General features: G+C 56.4%; 13 protein-coding genes. 11 read left to right on the top strand and 2 right to left on the bottom strand.

Features of this window, described 5'->3' with window-relative positions; translation table 11 throughout:
• Positions 1-647: 647 nt before the first annotated feature.
• Positions 648-1,685, bottom strand: a complete 1,038-nt coding sequence (locus ABC336_RS05570) for a ribonucleotide-diphosphate reductase subunit beta (RefSeq protein WP_413237728.1) — start codon at positions 1,683-1,685, stop codon at positions 648-650.
• Between the two features lie 109 nt (positions 1,686-1,794).
• The gene (locus ABC336_RS05565) at positions 1,795-4,020 is read right to left on the bottom strand and encodes a ribonucleoside-diphosphate reductase subunit alpha (RefSeq protein ID WP_413237727.1); all 2,226 of its coding nucleotides are present in this window, start codon (positions 4,018-4,020) and stop codon (positions 1,795-1,797) included.
• 233 nt (positions 4,021-4,253) lie between these two features.
• On the opposite strand from ABC336_RS05565, the gene ABC336_RS05560 reads away from it, so the two are divergent.
• The 11 genes from ABC336_RS05560 (at position 4,254) to pheT (ending at position 16,984) form a co-directional block, all read left to right on the top strand.
• Complete coding sequence (locus tag ABC336_RS05560) at positions 4,254-5,915, top strand: copper resistance CopC/CopD family protein (protein ID WP_413237726.1); 1,662 nt, start codon at positions 4,254-4,256, stop codon at positions 5,913-5,915.
• A 43-nt stretch (positions 5,916-5,958) separates the two neighbouring features.
• A complete protein-coding gene (locus tag ABC336_RS05555; protein WP_413237725.1) occupies positions 5,959-6,807 on the top strand; it encodes a sensor histidine kinase in 849 nt (282 codons plus the stop codon).
• Positions 6,804-7,526: a response regulator gene (locus ABC336_RS05550; protein ID WP_413237724.1), complete on the top strand. Its 723-nt coding sequence runs from the start codon at positions 6,804-6,806 to the stop codon at positions 7,524-7,526. The genes ABC336_RS05555 and ABC336_RS05550 overlap by 4 nt, the downstream gene beginning before the upstream one ends.
• Positions 7,527-7,647: 121 nt before the next feature.
• Positions 7,648-8,349 carry a YcnI family copper-binding membrane protein gene (locus ABC336_RS05545; RefSeq protein ID WP_413237723.1) on the top strand — a complete coding sequence of 234 codons (702 nt, stop codon included), beginning with the start codon at positions 7,648-7,650 and terminating at the stop codon, positions 8,347-8,349.
• Between the two features lie 195 nt (positions 8,350-8,544).
• A complete protein-coding gene (gene hflK / locus ABC336_RS05540) occupies positions 8,545-9,636 on the top strand; it encodes an FtsH protease activity modulator HflK (protein WP_413237722.1) in 1,092 nt (363 codons plus the stop codon).
• On the top strand, positions 9,636-10,505 hold the full coding sequence (gene hflC / locus ABC336_RS05535; RefSeq protein ID WP_413237721.1) for a protease modulator HflC: 870 nt from the start codon (positions 9,636-9,638) through the stop codon (positions 10,503-10,505). Before hflK ends, hflC begins: the two co-directional genes overlap by 1 nt.
• Positions 10,506-10,621: 116 nt before the next feature.
• A complete protein-coding gene (locus ABC336_RS05530) occupies positions 10,622-11,998 on the top strand; it encodes a hypothetical protein (RefSeq protein WP_413237720.1) in 1,377 nt (458 codons plus the stop codon).
• A complete protein-coding gene (locus tag ABC336_RS05525; protein ID WP_413237719.1) occupies positions 11,995-12,558 on the top strand; it encodes a sigma-70 family RNA polymerase sigma factor in 564 nt (187 codons plus the stop codon). Before ABC336_RS05530 ends, ABC336_RS05525 begins: the two co-directional genes overlap by 4 nt.
• A gap of 2 nt (positions 12,559-12,560) precedes the next feature.
• Complete coding sequence (locus ABC336_RS05520; RefSeq protein WP_413237718.1) at positions 12,561-12,866, top strand: hypothetical protein; 306 nt, start codon at positions 12,561-12,563, stop codon at positions 12,864-12,866.
• Positions 12,867-13,467: 601 nt separating this feature from the next.
• Positions 13,468-14,499 (top strand): phenylalanine--tRNA ligase subunit alpha, encoded by a 1,032-nt coding sequence (gene pheS / locus ABC336_RS05515; protein ID WP_413237717.1) that lies wholly within the window; start codon positions 13,468-13,470, stop codon positions 14,497-14,499.
• Between the two features lie 43 nt (positions 14,500-14,542).
• On the top strand, positions 14,543-16,984 hold the full coding sequence (gene pheT, locus ABC336_RS05510; RefSeq protein WP_413237716.1) for a phenylalanine--tRNA ligase subunit beta: 2,442 nt from the start codon (positions 14,543-14,545) through the stop codon (positions 16,982-16,984).
• The last annotated feature ends 51 nt before the right edge of the window (positions 16,985-17,035 follow it).

Raw genomic sequence — 17,035 nt, 5'->3', positions numbered from 1 at the left:
CTTCATCGAAGCCAATTATGTCCCCCCGATCTGGGAGGTTGTCCCTCAGCAGCGATTTGGTGATTGCAAGAGACAGCGAGCACCACAAAGAGCGCCGATTGCTCGGCGCCGGTAGAGAGTAGGGAAGTCGCAGTATACCGCCCTATGACGATAAGTGCAATAATACCCTTATTTTGTTGGTTTTCCCCGTTCTGGTGCATAGTAGGTGCAAAAGTGCATCTAACACCGTGGTTTTTACCAATTCACTCCCATATTCCCGCTGTATATGTGCAGATTTGCACTTAAGCTAGGCTCAGAGACTGTTTTGCGTTTGTTAAATGTACAATTGCACTTACTGTCCCCGCAAAATAGCTGGTTTGAGTGACCAAGTGTGATTGGCGCGGCTTCCGAGCTCCATAAGTACCCGAACTCGAGGCCACGCACCACTTTCGAGGCAATCTTTTACCGGGGGCCCCCCCGAAAGTAATCGGCCTCAGCTACGAAGCTTCGCGTCACTTTTGGGGGATTGTTTTACCGGGGGCCCCCCCGAAAGTAATCGGCCTCAGCTACGAAGCTTCGCGTCACTTTTGGGGGATTGTTTTACCGGGGGCCCCCCGAAAGTAATCGGCCTCAGCTACGAAGCCTCACGTCACTTTTGGGGGATTCCTTTACAGGTCGCCCCAGTTCAGGTTGGAGGACTTGCTGTAGTTAGTCACCTTCTGCTCGAAGAAGTCGGTCTTCATGCCGTTCATGTTGCTGAAGCTCTCGACCCAGCGCATCGGGTGCTCGACAATCTCAGGATACAGGATGTCCAGACCAAGCTTGCGCAGCCGCTCGTTGGAGAGGAACTTGATGTACTGGTCGATGATATCGTTGGTGAGGCCGGCGATCTGGTTGTTGGTGATGTATTGCCCCCACTCGATCTCATGCTCGACGGCGGTCTTCATCATCTGGCGCAGCTCCTCGACGAACACCGATGTGAACAGCTCGGGGTTTTCTTTGCGGACTTCGCGGAAGATGCCCTGGAACAATGCCAGATGCGTCAACTCATCGCGCTGGATGTATTTGATCTCGGAGACGGTGCCGAGCATTTTGCCTTGACGTCCGAGCGCATAGAAGAAGCTGAAGCCGCTGTAGAAGTAGATGCCTTCAAGAATATAGTTCGCCATAATCGTCTTGACGAGATTTTGCGACGACGGGTTGGCGATGAAATTCTCGTACAGATCCGTGATGAACCGGTTGCGCTTGAGCAGGTTTTTGTCTTCCCGCCACAGGTTGTAGATCTGGTCCCTGACCTCAGCCGAGCAGACACTGTCCAGAATGTACGAGTAGCTTTGACTGTGCACCGCTTCCTGAAAGGTTTGAACCGTTAGGGTCAGATTGACCTCAGGTGCCGTAATGTACTCGTTAATGTTGGGCAGATTGGCCGTCTGCAGGGAATCCAGAAAGATCAGAAAGCTGATGATCTTGTCGTAGCTGTTGCGTTCGGAAAGCGACAGATTCTTATAATCCTTGGCGTCCTGCGCCAGCGGGATTTCTTCGGGAATCCAGAAGTTGTTCATCATTGTCCGGTACATCTTCGTGGCCCAGTCGTATTTGACATTGTTCAGCTCAATCAGATTAGTGGTGTTGCCTCCGATGATCCGGCGCTTGCCCCAGTCACGATCGCCGTCCTCATTGAACAGCTTCTTGGGCTGCAGTTCCATTGTAGATCCTCCTTAAAGTATACAAGCTGATATCATAGCTTACAGGTCGCGGTTGATCCGCTGCTTGCGGGGTGTTCGAAAGCAGCGGTCAAACGCAGACTACAGCGCCTTAGGAGCTGCAGCTCTCGCAGTCGTCCACTTCCAGACTCTTGTTGCGGACGTAGTAGACAGTTTTGAGTCCGTTCTTCCAGGCCGCCATGTAGAGGTCCAGGAATTCTTTGGCCGAGTAGTTCGGCGTAATATATAAGTTGAAGGATTGCGCTTGGTCGATATGGCGCTGGCGCTTGCCGGCGGCTTTGATGCTCCAGTGCTGATCGATATGGTGCGCTTCCTTGTAGAACCAGAAGGTATCCTCGTTCAGATTCGGCGCCGTTTGCGGGATGACTGCATTTTTCTTTTCTTCGACGAAGAACTTGTTGAAGATCGGATCGATGCCCGCTGTCGAGCCCGCGATCAGCGAGGTCGAAGCCGTCGGGGCGATCGCGAACATCCAGGCGTTCCGGACGCCATGCTCGGCAACCTGAGCCTTCAGCTCTTGCCACTCCGAACTCTCATAACCGCGCTGCTCGAAGTAAACGCCGGTGTGCCATTCGCTGCCCTCGAATACGGGATACGCCCCTTTTTCCTTGGCAATATTCATCGAAGCCTTAATGGCATAATAGTTAATCCATTCGTACAGCTCGTCCGCCCGTTCGAGATGCTCGTCACTTTCCCAAGCAATACTGTTCAAGGCCAGCCACTGGTGATAGCCGCTGGTACCGAGACCGACCGCGCGGTACTTCTTGTTGGTGATCTCCGCTTGCGGGATCGGATAGTGGTTCAGATCGATCACATTATCCATCATCCGCATCTGGCAGGTAACGACCTCCTCGATCTCTTCCTTGGTACGCGTGCGGCCCAGGTTGAGGGAGGAGAGGTTGCAGACGACATAATCGCCACTCTTGATCTTCGTTGTGATGATGCCGTCCTCGTGCGTGGTCTGGATGAACTCGGTCGGGCTCATATTCTGGCAGATCTCGGTGCACAAGTTGGAGCAGTAGATGATGCCTTTATGCTTGTTCGGGTTGGCCCGGTTGACGGTATCGCGGTAGAAGACAAACGGTGTACCCGTCTCGAAGGAGCTGGTCAGAATTTTCTTCATGATCTCAATGGCAGGTACTTCCTCGCGGCTCAGCGACTCATGGTTCACGCAAGCCTCGTAACGCGCTTCCCACTCTTCGCCATAGGCGTCCTCAAGAGACCAGCCCATGTATTCGCGCACCTCGAGCGGATCGAACAGGTACCACGACTCGCGGTTCTCCACCTTGCGCATGAACAGGTCCGGGATACAGACGCCCGGGAAGATGTCATGCGCCTTCATGCGGTCGTCGCCGTTGTTGGTCTTCAGGTTAAGGAAGTCAAAGATATCTTTGTGCCATACGTCCAGGTAGATCGCTACGGCGCCGGAACGGACACCGAGCTGGTCGACGGCGATGGCTGTATTATTGTAGTTTTTGATCCACGGCACGACGCCGCCGGCGACGCCTTTGTAGCCACGGATGTTGGAGCCGCGGCTGCGGACTTTACCGATGTAGATGCCCATGCCGCCGCCAAATTTGGAAACCTGCGCGAAGCTGGAGTCGACATTGTAAATGCCCCACAGGTTATCCGGTACGGTATCGATGAAGCAGCTCGAGAGCTGGTGGAACGGCTTGCGCGCGTTGGCCAGCGTCGGCGTAGCCACAGTCATCTGCAGGCGGCTCAGCACGTCGTAGAATTTCTTGGCCCAGTGAAGCTTGTCCGCCTCTTTCATCGCCAGGTGCATGGCCACACCCATAAACATCTCCTGCGGCAGCTCAAGGATGTCCCCGTTATAGCCTTTGATCAGATAGCGGTCAGCCAGCGTCTTGAGACCGATGTAGTTGAAGAGATAATCGCGCTCCGGCTCAATGTAGTTGCCCAGCTCCTGGATTTCTTCGCGGGTGTAGTGTTCCAGAATATAAGCGCCATAGAGCTTCTTGTCAGTGAGATAAGTAAGCAGCGAGTAGAAGTCGCCATAGCCGAAGTAGCCGTACTTGCGGTTGATCTGCGATTCTTTGTAGAGATCGTATACAAGCAGCTTGGCGGCGACATACTGCCAATTAGGCTGCTCGATGCTGGTTTTCTCGACGGCGACCTGGATCAGGGTGCGCTGGACTTCTTTGGTCGTAATGTTGTTGCGGAAATACGGGAGAAGTGCGGTTTCGAGCTCCAGCGGATCGCAGCCTTCGAAATCGACGCAGGCAAAATCGATGACCTTTTTAAGCTTGGAGAAAATAAGTTCTTCCTTCTGGCCATTGCGTTTAATAATATCCAATTGCTTGTGTCACTCCTTATGTAAGGACTCATTATGAGACCGTGATATACAATATATTGTTACATGAATAAATTAACACTCTATATCTTGTGTTGTCAAGAAATGACCTTCTTCGACCTGACAAGCTTTCATTGTACCTGATACCACGCGAATGTTCAATGTTTTGACGTTGGAATCAGCTGCTAGATTTAGTAAACTATCATTGGACAGAGGGAGAGAGAGGAAGTGTTCGATTGAATTCATTTGCAGTACCGCCGCGTCTGCGCGCGCGCCGACATATACTGTCGCTGTTGCTCATCGTGATCATGGCAGCCGGCTGGCTCATCCAGCCTTTGCCGGCGGCTGCCCATGCGGTAGCCGAATCGTTTACGCCCGAACCGGGGGCTCAGATGGAAGAGAGCCCGCCGGAGATCGCGATTGCCTTTAATGAACAGATCGAAGCCCAGATCGGCTCGCTGAGGGTGCTCGATTCGCAGTCCCGGCCCGTAACCGATGAACGGGCGACCGTGTCGGATGACCGGACGACGATCAGGCTGGCGATCCCGGAGTTGTCAGAAGACGTCTACACGGTCGCCTACAGCATTATTTCGGCAGATGGCCATCCGGTGTCGGGCTCCTACATCTTCGTCGTCGGCGACCCGCCCGGGGGGCGCGACGCGTCCTCCTTTAATCTGCACGAGCAGATGGGGCATACGGGACATGCCGCCGCAACCCAGCTTACCACCGCCGAGCTGGCGCTGTACGCTGCCAGGATCTTGTATTACCTGGCGATGCTGATCGCCGCCGGGGTGATGCTGTGGTACGCGATGCTGCGCAACAAGAATGAAGTGCTGCTCGGCGTTTTTCGCTCCTGGGGACTCTGGCTGATGCGAGCATATCTAGTCGCTGCTCTGCTCTATGTGTTCGTTCATTCGCGGGAGCTTATGGTCGGCCAGCCATCCGAAGACTGGCTGCGGCTGTTCACACGCACGGAGATCGGTCTAACCTGGGCGGCGATTGTCGTCGTCGCGCTGCTAGGCTTCCTCGTGCTCCGTGGAGGACGCGCGATCCGAGCCATATGGGCTCTCACGGCTCTCGGTCTGGAAGGCTGGAGCGGACATGCGTCTGCTTATGAGCCGCTGTTCTATTCCCTCGGCTTGAATTTTATCCATATCGCTGCTTCGGCGGTCTGGGCCGGCGGTTTGTTCTTCCTGCTGACGCTCTGGTTCGAAGAGCGCAAGGATGCCGGCCGGTTCGCGGAGACATTCACGACGGCAGCTTGGCTCTCGATCCTGCTGCTGACCATCACCGGCGTGCTGTCCGCGCTGCTGTTTATCCCGCGTCCCGACTACCTGTTCTATACCGCCTGGGGGACGCTGCTGATTATCAAGACCGGTCTGGTGCTCCTGGTCATCGCGGTCGGCTTCCTGCTCCGGCTGCGGATTAAGCGCGGCAATCTGCCGGCAGGCTCGCTGCTAAAGGCTGATGCGGTACTAATGGCGCTGATCATCGCCGTGGTGGGCATCTTCACCTATATCAGTCCGCTGCCGGCCAATGAGCCGGTATCCGAACACCTGATGGGCGAGGAGATGCATATCACGCTGCGGATTACCCCTAACGTCCCGGGTGCGGACAATCATATCATCACGAAGGTGTGGCTGCCGGACGAGCTGGGCGAGCCCAAATCCGTCACGCTGCTGCTGCGTTCGCTGGACCAGTCCGACCTCGGCGCCATCGAGATTCCGATCGAGCCGTACGATGATGAAGAGGTAGACACATTCACCGGCTTTACCAAAGCGACCTATCAGGCCACCGGCCGTTATATCCCGTTTGCCGGCGAGTGGCAGGCTCAGATCCGGATCCGCGACAGCCAGGATGTGGAGCGCGTCCATGAAGAGATTTTCCGCAACTATTGACGGCAGCGGAGGCGGCTCGTGCTGATGGAAGGAGAAGCGCCTTATGACCTACAAACAGATCAAATGGCTGATTCTGTGGATTCCGACGGTCACCATCGGAATCTGGGAGTATCTGCGGCATACGGTACTGCTGCCTTATCTATCCATGGAGCTGGGCAATCTGCTCTCGCCTTTTATCGTCCTCGCAGTTACGCTGACCCTGCTTCGCAAGCTCTTCCGCAAGCTGGAAGCGACACAGGAAACGCTTCGGCGCGAGCAGTCGCTCAAGGCGGCGCTGGAGGAGCGGGAGCAGCTGGCGCGGGAGCTGCATGACGGCATCTCGCAATCGCTCTTCCTGCTCTCGGTGAAGCTGGACCGGCTTGAGCAGATGGACAGCAAGGAGGAGGTCCAGGCTCAGACGAGACAGATTCGCAGCACGGTCAGACATGTCTACGAGGATGTCCGCCAGTCACTGGCTGCCCTGAAGGAAGCGCCGGTCGTTACCGACCTGAGCTGGACGCAGTCGGTGAAGACACTCGCCGGCGAGATCGAGTCCGGCAGCGGGATAGCGATCGAGCTCGACTGGCGGTTGTCAGACGCGAACCTGTCTCCGAAAGAGAAGGTCGAGCTGCTGTCCATCATCCGTGAAGCGCTGCTCAACGTCCAGAAGCACGCCCAGGCTGCCTCGGCAACAGTACACTGCTGGGGGCATGGACCTACCGCAGCCGACGGGTTCACCTGCGTCATCAAGGATAACGGAATCGGACTAACGGAGGAACGCCGCACGGCCCGCGGTTGTTACGGGCTGCGGATGATGGAGAGCCGGGCGGAGGCGATGGGCTGGTGGCTTCGGATGCGCTCGGACGGGGGTACAGTGGTAGAGATCGAGAGAAAGGGAGGTGCCCGCCGATGAAAAGGCAGACAGACAGCTCCGCAAGCAGGATCAACGTGCTGCTCGTCGATGATCATCCGCATGGGCGCGAGGGCATGCGGGTCATCCTGGAGGAAGACGCGATGTTCGAGATTGTAGGAGAGGCTGCCAGCGGGGAAGATGCCCTGGAGCTCAATGCAAGCCTCCGTCCGCACATGATCCTGATGGATATCAGCATGCCTGGCATGGGTGGTCTGGAAGCGACTCGGCGGATCAAGTCGGATACGCCAGAGGTCAAGATCGTTATGGTCACGGTCTCCGACGACATCACGCATCTCTTCGATGCCCTGAAACGGGGCGCTCAAGGGTATCTGCTGAAAAACCTGACGCCGTCTTCCTGGCTGGAGTATCTGAGAGCCGTCGCGGTCGATGAAGCGCCGATGTCCAAGGAGCTGGCCTTCCGGCTGCTCCACGAATTCACCCCCGGCGGCGCGCACGCGGACACAGCTCCGGCTGAACTAGCGGCTTCGGTGGCTGCAGCCGATGAGGCCGGAACGACGCCATTGACGCCGCGCGAGCAGGAGGTGCTGGCACGGGTAGCTAAGGGCGAGTCCAACCGCGGAGTGGCCGAAGCGTTAGGCATCTCGGAGCACACAGTCAAGAACCATCTCAAGCATATATTGCAGAAGCTGCATCTGGCCAACCGAGTTCAACTTACTCGTTATGCGTACGAGCAGGGGTTCATGAACCGTTCCCGTTAAGCGATGCGATTGGTCACAAAGCTGTCACGACGTATAGCCCGATCGAGTCATGTGGCGGCGCAGCGGCAAGACTATACTTTCAAGAGAAGCAGTTACTACACAAACAGGGTGGTTGGATAATATGGGAACCAAGCAATTGCGCATCAGTCTGATGATGGCTGTCCTGGCGATGTTGTTTACAGCCAGCGTGGCCAGCGCCCATGTCACTGTCAGACCCGCTGAGGTGGTTCAGGGCTCCTTTGAAGTGTTCAGCGTGCGTGTCCCCAGCGAGACGAAAGGCACGTTTACAACGGAAGTCCGTGTCGCTGTGCCGGAAGGCGTCAACATTACGCGCACCGAGCCCAAAGCGGGCTGGGTTACAGAACTGGAGAAGACAGATAACCGCATCATGAATGTGACCTGGAAGGCAGAAGGCCAGGGTCTCGCCGATACCGAATTCACAGAGTTTCGGATGCAGGGCCGGGTCGCAGACGATGCTACTGAGCTCGTCTGGCGCGCCTACCAGACCTATGCGGACGGCAGTATAGCGGAGTGGATCGGCGCCCCGGGCACCGACTCCCCTATGCCTGCCTCGCTGACTGCAGTCACCGAAGGTGAAGCCCAGGACGACGGTCACGGGCACAGCCAGGGCACCAGTGATGCTGCAACCGGCGCCGGTCAGTCAGCTCCAGCGGACCCGGCTGTTGATGCGCCATCCGCCGATGAAACCGCTGCACCGGCAGCTTCCGGTGTAAGTACGGCCACGCTGTGGATTGCCATTGCAGCTGTAGTCCTCTCGGCGCTGGCGCTGTTCGTCGTCCTGACGCGAGGCCGCAAAGCGTAATGACAGGAATAAGAGCCGTTTGGAAATTCACTGAGATTTCCAGGCGGCTCTTTTTTTAATTGTGGGGTTATTTTATTAGGAAATCTTAATCATTAACCGATTCTAATGAAAATGAAACGCATGACCGTTCCCTGCGTACTACATGTTGTCAGGTTTGCATAGCTATGAGCAATGACCAACGGGAGGAGAACAAGCATGGAAGTACACACGGGGGGAAAAGGCACCGAACCGGCAAGAATGCCGGGCGTGCCCAAAAATTTGTTCCGCAACATCATCATTGGCGTCATCGCATTGGTCGTTATTATGATCGGCTCATCATCGTTCTATACGGTGGAGGAGCAGGAGCAAGCGGCCATCCTTACATTCGGGGAGTATAAATCAACAACTTCGAGTCCGGGACTTCATTTCAAAATGCCTTATCCCATCCAGGAAGCGGTAATCGTGCAGGCTAATCTCGAACAGCGGATCCACATCGGCTATACCGAGCGGGGCGGCGAATTTGTCTCGGTTGACTCCGAGGCGCTGATGATTACGGGCGATGAGAATATTGTGTCGGCTGATGCCGTTGTCGAATGGAAGGTCGCCGATCTGGAGAAATATCTATACAATATCTCGGACTCAGAGACATTCCTGCGCAACTCGGCCATCTCGGCGATTCGCTCCGTCATCGGTTCGAATAAGCTGGATTTTGCGATTACCGACGGTAAGACGGCGATCCAGTCTGATGTGAGAACCAAACTGATTGAGCTGCAAGAGCAATATGAGACAGGGATTCAAATCATCGATGTCAAGTTCCAGGATATCGAGCCGCCAATCGGCAAAGTGCAGGAGGCGTTCAAGGACGTTACGAATGCCAGAGAGCAGCGCAGCACCAAAATCAACCAAGCCCAAAAGTATGTAAATGATATTCTTCCGAAAGCCCGTGGTGAAGCGCAGGCTTTACTGGAGCAAGCAGAATCGGAGAAGCATTCGCGGATCGTCAATGCGCAAGGTGACGTGGCCAAGTTCAATGCGGTCTACAACGAGTTTGTTAAAAACCCGAATGTCACCAGCAACCGGCTGATTCTCGAAACCTTCGAGAAGGTGCTGCCAGGCGCCAAGGTCATTATCTCGGATGGCGGCGGCGATACAGTCAAGTATCTACCGCTGAATGAGCTGCTGAAATCGAGTGGCTCTAATACATCAACAAGCACAAGTACGCCTCCCCCGGCATCTGCACCCACTCCGCCGCCTCCACCTGCGGAGCCGGAAGCCGCCGATGAGCCAGCACAGGGAGGTGCACAATAATGGTAAAACGTATCGGAGCATTGGTTGTCGTTATTGTAGCTCTTATCCTGCTGCTTTCCTCAGTGTTTATAGTCAAGGAAGGCGAATACAAGGTCGTGCTGCGCTTCAGTGAAGCCGTCAAGATCCACAGCAGCCCGGGGATGAAATTCAAGATTCCGTTCATTGAGACCACCACATCGCTACCGAAATATCAGATTGTTTACGATGACAACAAGCCAACTGAGATTCTCACCAAAGACAAAAAACCGATTATCGTTGATAACTATACCGTGTGGCGGATCACAAGTCCTCAGCAGTTCTTGCGCACATTGAGGACGGTCAGCTCTGCTGAAAGCCGGATTGGGGACAATGTCTACAGTACAGTCCGCCGTAAGCTGTCAGAGATCGAGTACGGGGATATTATTAGTGAGAATACCGCCCGTGGCGACCTGAACGCGGAGATTACCCGCGAGGTGGCCGAGACGGCCGACCGTCAGAACTACGGCATTGAAATCGTCGATGTCCGCATCAAGCGTACGGATCTGCCAGAGGAGAACAAGGACAGCGTCTATGAACGGATGATATCCGACCGTCAGTCGATCGCAGCCGGTTACCTCTCGGAAGGAGACGAGGAGTCTCGCAAGATTACGGCTGCCGCCGACCGTCAGGCCCGCGAGCTGATCGCCAAAGCAGAGTCCGACGCCAAGATGATCATCGCCGAAGGCGAGGAAGAAGCGGCTCGTATTTATAATGAAGCGTATGGCAAGGATGCGAACTTCTATCAGCTGTATCGTACGCTGGAGAGTTATGTAACTACGATTCAGGACGAGACGATCATCATGCTGCCGGTTGATTCGCCGTATACGCGAATTTTGCTCGGACGCGAATAAACAGATGCAACACTGGACGGCGTTATGCCGTCCGGTTTTTTTTTGCACGAACTGCAACCGGTTGCCGCGTCCAATGCATCTTAGTAGTATAGAGGTATCAAGAGGGAGTGGAACCTATGTACATCAAGATTAAAGTCGGGACGCTCGTCTTCTGGCTAGCCGTGGTCCTGCTCACCGTTGGCATTGCGAGTGCGATCCGGGACGATCCCAAGCCGGACCGATTGGTCAGTCTGATCATCGATTCAAATCCGATGCATGATGACCGGATCGATATCCGGCCGAGCGGACATGGATATTCACAGGCGAATGACCGGAAGGTCTCCTACGCGCAGGCGCTGGCGTATGCGCAAGAGATGGTACAGGAGTATCCGGAGCATCCCTGGTCGCAGGAACATAGCGCATATACGTTAGGGCATCTTTATCTGAAGAACGGGAACCGGACGGAGGCGCTCAAGTGGTTTACAGAAGCCCTGTCGTCTTTCCGGGCCCAGGAAGCCCATCGGTGGATTGACTTGTTGCGTCCGCAAGTCGGAGAGTCTTCCTCTCCGGCACTCAGCGGTCGAGTGCTGATCGGCGGGGAGCCCCAGTCTGGTGCGATAGTTTATCTGCAGCCTGCGGACGCATCGAACTGGAATAGTCCAGGCTACCTGTATAATCAGGCTACGATGACGGACGATAACGGCGAATACTGGTTTTATAACATCGAACCCGGTCGTTATGAAGTTGGCGTGGGACTGACACCCGAGCAGGTAGACGGCTGGGTGAGGGCGGAAGCGCCCCAGGAGGTGCTCGCATTGGAGAGTGGAACGACGCATACCTTCGATGTCCAATTCGTGCCAAAGCTGCAGACGATTGCGCCCGGAAACGGCGAGGAGATCGGCGAAGAAGAGCTGCATTTCCAGTGGGAGCCCTACCCGGGGGCTGTCAGCTATAAGCTGCATATCCAGTCTATCGAGTTGAGCAGCGACGGCAGCTTGCTCAGCTCGTCTTCGGGTTCGCTGCAAGAGGACTGGCCGGGCACGGAAGCGGTGTATACCATCGCCGAATTGCGGGGCTATGCCAGAGGCATTCATTGGAATGAGGATGGTCCGCTGCCCGCGACGATACTCGGCGTCGTGTATCCCGGGGGTCACTTCAGCTGGTCAGTTGATGCCTACGACGAGCAAGGTCTCCGCATAAGCAGCAGTACCAGCTACTATGGTACAAACGGCGGGCAGATGCCTTTATTTTCGATGTCTGACGAAGGTCAGCTCGCAGGCGACCGCCATGTCCTGGCTCGCGACTGGGAGGAGGCTATTGCAGCGTACAAGCAGGAGGAGCACCACCAAGAGGCCATACGCGCGCTTGGTCTGATCTATGCTTTCGGGGAAGACTTGCGAGGGGAAGGTAAAAATAACGAACTGGCCTTAAGCTATCTGAACCGGCTGACGAATCCAACCGCTTTTGACCTTCAAGCGCTGGACAGTCTGGACTGGGATGCGCAGCGGGAGTGAACGACGCAAGAGAAAGTCGGGGGTCAACCTTACCCACTGACCGTGAGCTTGCAGCCCGGCTGCTGCAAGGCGAGCAGGAGGCGCTGCGTCTGGTGATGGAGCGCTATGGCAGTATGATCATCCGTACCGCTTTTCTGCTGCTGCGCGACCGCCACTGGGCCGAGGATGTCAGTCAGGAGGTATTCATCGCGTTATACCGCAGGATTAGCCAACTGCACGATCACGGCTCGCTAAGACCTTGGCTTGTGAGGATTACGATAAACGAATGCAGACAGCGGATGCGGCGGGCGGCATGGACGCGGCTGATTTTTCTCGACAAGGGATGGGATGAGCGGACGGCGTCAACTCCGGGGCCAGAGGAGTCGGCAGAGGCAATATCGCTCGCAGCAGTCATCCAAACGCTGCCTTACAAATATCGGGAAGTCATTGTGCTGTACTACTACCATGATCTTACAGTAGACGCCATCAGCGGACAGCTCCAAGAAAAATCAAGCACGGTTAAGAGCAAGCTGGCCAGAGCCAGGGCGATGTTGAAGCACAAGCTGCAGGAGGAGGGTTGAACTTGACTGAGAAGAACAAGGTACAGATCATAGAGCAGCTCGACGAGGAGACCAGGGACGTGGAATTTACAGCGGAGATGATGGAGAAGGTTATGAGGCGGTCTCAAACGTCGCTCTCTTGGTGGCAGCGTGAGATACGCATCCACGTTCCAGCAACTTTGGCTGTTGGGTTTATCGGCATCGTCATCGCGTTCTGGCTGCTTAACTCGTCATTGCCTGAGCCCTCTCCGGGTACAGGACCGTTGATTGCTCTGGATTCAGGCATCTTCCTGGAATCCGAGCTGCGCGATTGGCTCAACAAAAAATGAGGAAGCTTACCGCTGGCCCAAAATCTGAATCCATGTCCTGCATTTAATTACAACCTAGGGCCGCATAATCACATCTACGAGTTCAAACGACACGCCATTGACCTTTCATCCACTTGGAGTAGCGACCGATTCGTCACGGCGATACAGCGTTTTAGCGGCAGCAAAATCACGTTCAATCCCGTAATGCCTGTCCTACAAAACGCAGCGGAATTTATGACACGCCCTTACTCCAGCAAGCCTTCTTGACAAGGAAATCTCCAAGCTTGCGCGAGACGGCTGAGGTAAGCTATAATAAGCAAATAACAAATGCAGTGATGGAGAAGAGTAAGCAGTGCTACTGAACAGGGAGAGGACGCCGCGATTGAGAGTGTCTTCACAGCATCAGGCTGCCGAAGTTCGCTCCGGAGCAGCCCTCTGAACGGCTGGCGCCCCGCGTCATGCAACTGTAGGAGGCGCCGGCATCAGACCGTTATCTGGCTAAGGGATTGCAGCGCGTGCTTTTCGTGTGCTTGGCAGTCCGAATTAGGGTGGTACCACGGTTCTTTCGTCCCTTGCGGGGAGAAAGGGCCTTTTTTATTTGGAATCAGGAGGCGAAACAGCTATGAAAGAAAGACTGGAAGCCCTTCGGGGCGAAGCGCTGGAGGCGCTGCAGCAGGTAAACGATCCCGGTGCTCTGAACGAGCTGCGGATCAAGTATTTGGGCAAGAAAGGCGGACTGACCGAAATCTTGCGCGGCATGGGCGGCTTAAGCGCAGAGGAGCGGCCGGTAATCGGCCAAGTCGCCAATGATGTCAGAGGCGCGATCGAGTCGGCTATCGACGCGCTGCAGGAGCGTTTCCAGCGGGAAGAAACCGAAGCGAGACTGCGCGCAGAGACGATCGACGTCACGCTGCCAGGCAAGGCGCCGGCAAGCGGTGCGGTTCATCCGCTGAACAAGGTCGCCCAAGAGCTCGAGGATGTGTTTGTCGGCATGGGTTATACGATCGCCGAGGGTCCTGAGGTCGAGGAGGACTTCTACAATTTTGAAGCGCTCAATCTGCCGAAGAACCATCCGGCTCGCGATATGCAGGATTCCTTCTACATCACCGACGAGATCCTGATGCGTACGCATACGTCTCCGGTCCAGGTACGGACGATGAAACAGATGAACGGCAAGCCGGTCAAGGTCATCTGCCCCGGCAAGGTGTACCGTCGCGATGACGACGATGCGACGCATTCGTTTCAGTTCAACCAGATCGAAGGTCTGGTGATCGACAAGAATATCCGGATGAGCGACCTGAAGGGGACGCTGCTGCAGTTCGTGCAGCAGATGTTCGGCCAGCAGGCGCAGATCCGTCTCCGTCCGAGCTTCTTCCCTTTCACCGAGCCGAGCGCCGAAGTAGACGTCACCTGCGTCCAGTGCCAGGGGCATGGCTGCCGCATGTGCAAACAGACGGGCTGGCTGGAGATTCTCGGTTGCGGCATGGTGCATCCGCGTGTCCTGGAGATGGGCGGCTACGATCCGGAGGAAGTGAGCGGCTTTGCCTTCGGCATGGGGGTAGAGCGGATCGCGCTGCTCAAGTACGGTATCGACGATATCCGTCATTTCTATACCAATGATCTCCGTTTCCTGAGCCAGTTCGCGAGAATGTGACACGGAATTAGCAGCCTGAGAAGAAGAGGAAGGATGAAGACAAGTGAACGTATCTTATAGATGGTTAAACGAATATGTCGATCTTAGCGGTCTGAGCGCGGAAGAGATCGCAGAGCGGATGACGCGCGGCGGCATCGAGATCGACCGGGTGGAGTCGCGCAATCAAGGCGTCACAGGCGTCGTCGTCGGTTATGTCAAGAGCAAGGAGAAGCACCCGGACGCCGACAAGCTGAACGTCTGCAAAGTCGATGTCGGAACCGGCGAGGAGCTGCAGATCGTCTGCGGCGCTGCCAACGTGGACAGCGGTCAGCATGTACCTGTCGCTGTTGTAGGCGCCAAGCTGCCGGGCGGGCTCAACATCAAGCGAGCCAAGCTGCGGGGCGTCGAGTCGCAAGGCATGATCTGTTCCGCCAAGGAGCTGGGCTTGCCTGACAAGCTGCTGCCTCGCGAGCAGCAGGATGGCATCCTGGTGCTGCCCGCGGGCACGGAGCTCGGCACGCCCATCACTGAGGTGCTGGGATTGGAGGACTCGATCCTCGAGCTGGATCTGACGCCGAACCGTTCGGACTGCCTCAGTATGCTTGGCGCCGCTTATGAAGTAGCGGCACTGACCGGACTCGACGTCAAGCTGCCGGAGAGCCGGATCATCGACACAGCGGAACAGGCTGCGGACTATGTAGATGTGACTATTCAAGCTTCCGAGCAATGCCGGCATTATGCGGCACGCTATATCAAGGGCGTGAAGATCGCGCCTTCGCCGCTATGGCTGCAGAACCGGCTGGTGGCAGCCGGCGTCCGTCCCATCAACAATATTGTAGATATAACAAACTACGTCATGCTGGAGTATGGACAGCCGCTGCATGCTTTTGACGCAGACCTCGTCCCTGAGGGCCGCATCGTGGTCCGGATGGCCCATGAGGGGGAAGTGATCCAGACGCTGGACGATCAGGAGCGCAAGCTGGATCCTTCCATGCTGGTGATCACAGACGGCGAGCGGCCGATCGCGCTGGCCGGCGTGATGGGCGGTGCAGGCACTGAGGTATCATCCGATACCGTGAATATATTGCTTGAGTCCGCTCGTTTCGACGGCGGTACGGTGCGCAAGACCTCACGACAGCTGGGGCTGCGCTCCGAGTCGAGCACCCGGTTCGAGAAAGGTGTGGACCCCGAGCGCGTCCTACCGGCACTGGATCGCGCTGCTGGGCTGATGGCTCAGCTGGCTGGCGGCCTTGTCGCCGAGGGAGTCGTGCAGGATGGCATTGCGGGAGCCGAGCCGGCGGTAGTCTCGGTCTCGCTGGCCAAGATCAACCGCTACCTGGGCACTGCGCTTTCCGGTCTGGAGGTCAAGACGATCTTCGGCCGGCTTGGTTTCACTTTTGAAGTTGCGGCTGACGAAGTCTTCGAGGTCAGCGTGCCGACGCGGCGCGGCGACATCACCCGCGATGTCGACCTGATCGAGGAAGTCGCCCGTTTGTACGGCTACGACAATATCCCGACGACACCGATCGAGGGGGCGTCGACGCCAGGCTCGCTGACAGGACCGCAGGCTATCCGGCGCGAGCTGCGCAAGCGGCTGACGAATGCCGGGCTTCATGAGGCGATCAACTATTCCTTCACCTCGCCGGCACAGACCGGGTTGTTCCCGGATATGACCGGGCAGGCGCAGCCGGTTCGGCTGGCGATGCCGATGAGCGAAGAGCGCAGCGTCCTGCGCACCAGCCTGCTGCCGCAGCTGCTGGAGATCGCCGCTTATAACCGCAATCGCAAAAATGATGATGTGTCGGCATTCGAGATCGGCAGCGTCTTCCATACCGACGAGGAGACCCTGACCCGGCTTCCACACGAGAAACACCGTCTGGCGGGTCTGCTCACAGGCAGCAGACGACGGGGCCAATGGAATGTCAAAGCCGAGCCGGTTGACTTCTACGATGCCAAGGGTTTGCTGGAAGAGTGCTTCCGTCTCCTCGGCGTTGCGGGAAGCATCCGCTACGAGGCAGCCGCTCCGGCGCATTTCCACCCGGGACGGACGGCAGCGGTGCTGCTCGAGACCGGACGGGGCCTGGAGAGGATCGGTTATGTCGGCCAACTGCACCCGGAAGAGCAGCGTACTTTCGATCTGCAGGACACCTACCTGTTCGAGATCGAGCTGGCGCCGTTGTATGACGCGGCAGATTCGGCTATCGTCTACAAAGCGCTGCCGCGCTTCCCGGCCAGCGGGCGGGACATCGCCGTCGTCGTCGATCGCGCGGTTGAAGCCGGTGCGCTCACAGCTTCGATCTCGGCGACGGCCGGGGAGTGGCTGGAGTCGGTCGAGGTGTTCGATATCTATACCGGAGAGAAGCTGGGAGCGGACAAAAAGAGCGTCGCGCTGTCGCTTGTCTACCGCCATCCTGAGCGGACATTGACCGATGAGGAAGTGTCTGAGCTGCATGGCAAGGTCGTCTCCGAACTGGAAGAATCTTTTGGAGCCGAATTGAGAAAATAGGCAGGAAAACACAAAGTCACATCGAAGTAGTTCCAAGTGAACAGCGATGTG

It is taken from the genome of Paenibacillus jepli (genome assembly GCF_047238105.1).
Classification (GTDB): Bacteria; Bacillota; Bacilli; order Paenibacillales; family Paenibacillaceae; genus Paenibacillus_D.
The sequence above is the reverse complement of the archived record's forward strand: the minus strand, read 5'-3'. Positions and strand labels throughout refer to the sequence as shown.

Bases quoted from the DNA above. Each gene is read 5' to 3' on its own strand.
- hflK (WP_413237722.1), top strand. From the start codon at position 8,545: ATGGAAGTACACACGGGGGGAAAAGGCACCGAACCGGCAAGAATGCCG.
- ABC336_RS05550 (WP_413237724.1), top strand. From the start codon at position 6,804: ATGAAAAGGCAGACAGACAGCTCCGCAAGCAGGATCAACGTGCTGCTC.
- pheS (WP_413237717.1), top strand. From the start codon at position 13,468: ATGAAAGAAAGACTGGAAGCCCTTCGGGGCGAAGCGCTGGAGGCGCTG.
- ABC336_RS05530 (WP_413237720.1), top strand. From the start codon at position 10,622: ATGTACATCAAGATTAAAGTCGGGACGCTCGTCTTCTGGCTAGCCGTG.
- ABC336_RS05555 (WP_413237725.1), top strand. From the start codon at position 5,959: ATGACCTACAAACAGATCAAATGGCTGATTCTGTGGATTCCGACGGTC.
- ABC336_RS05570 (WP_413237728.1), bottom strand. From the start codon at position 1,685: ATGGAACTGCAGCCCAAGAAGCTGTTCAATGAGGACGGCGATCGTGAC.
- hflC (WP_413237721.1), top strand. From the start codon at position 9,636: ATGGTAAAACGTATCGGAGCATTGGTTGTCGTTATTGTAGCTCTTATC.
- ABC336_RS05545 (WP_413237723.1), top strand. From the start codon at position 7,648: ATGGGAACCAAGCAATTGCGCATCAGTCTGATGATGGCTGTCCTGGCG.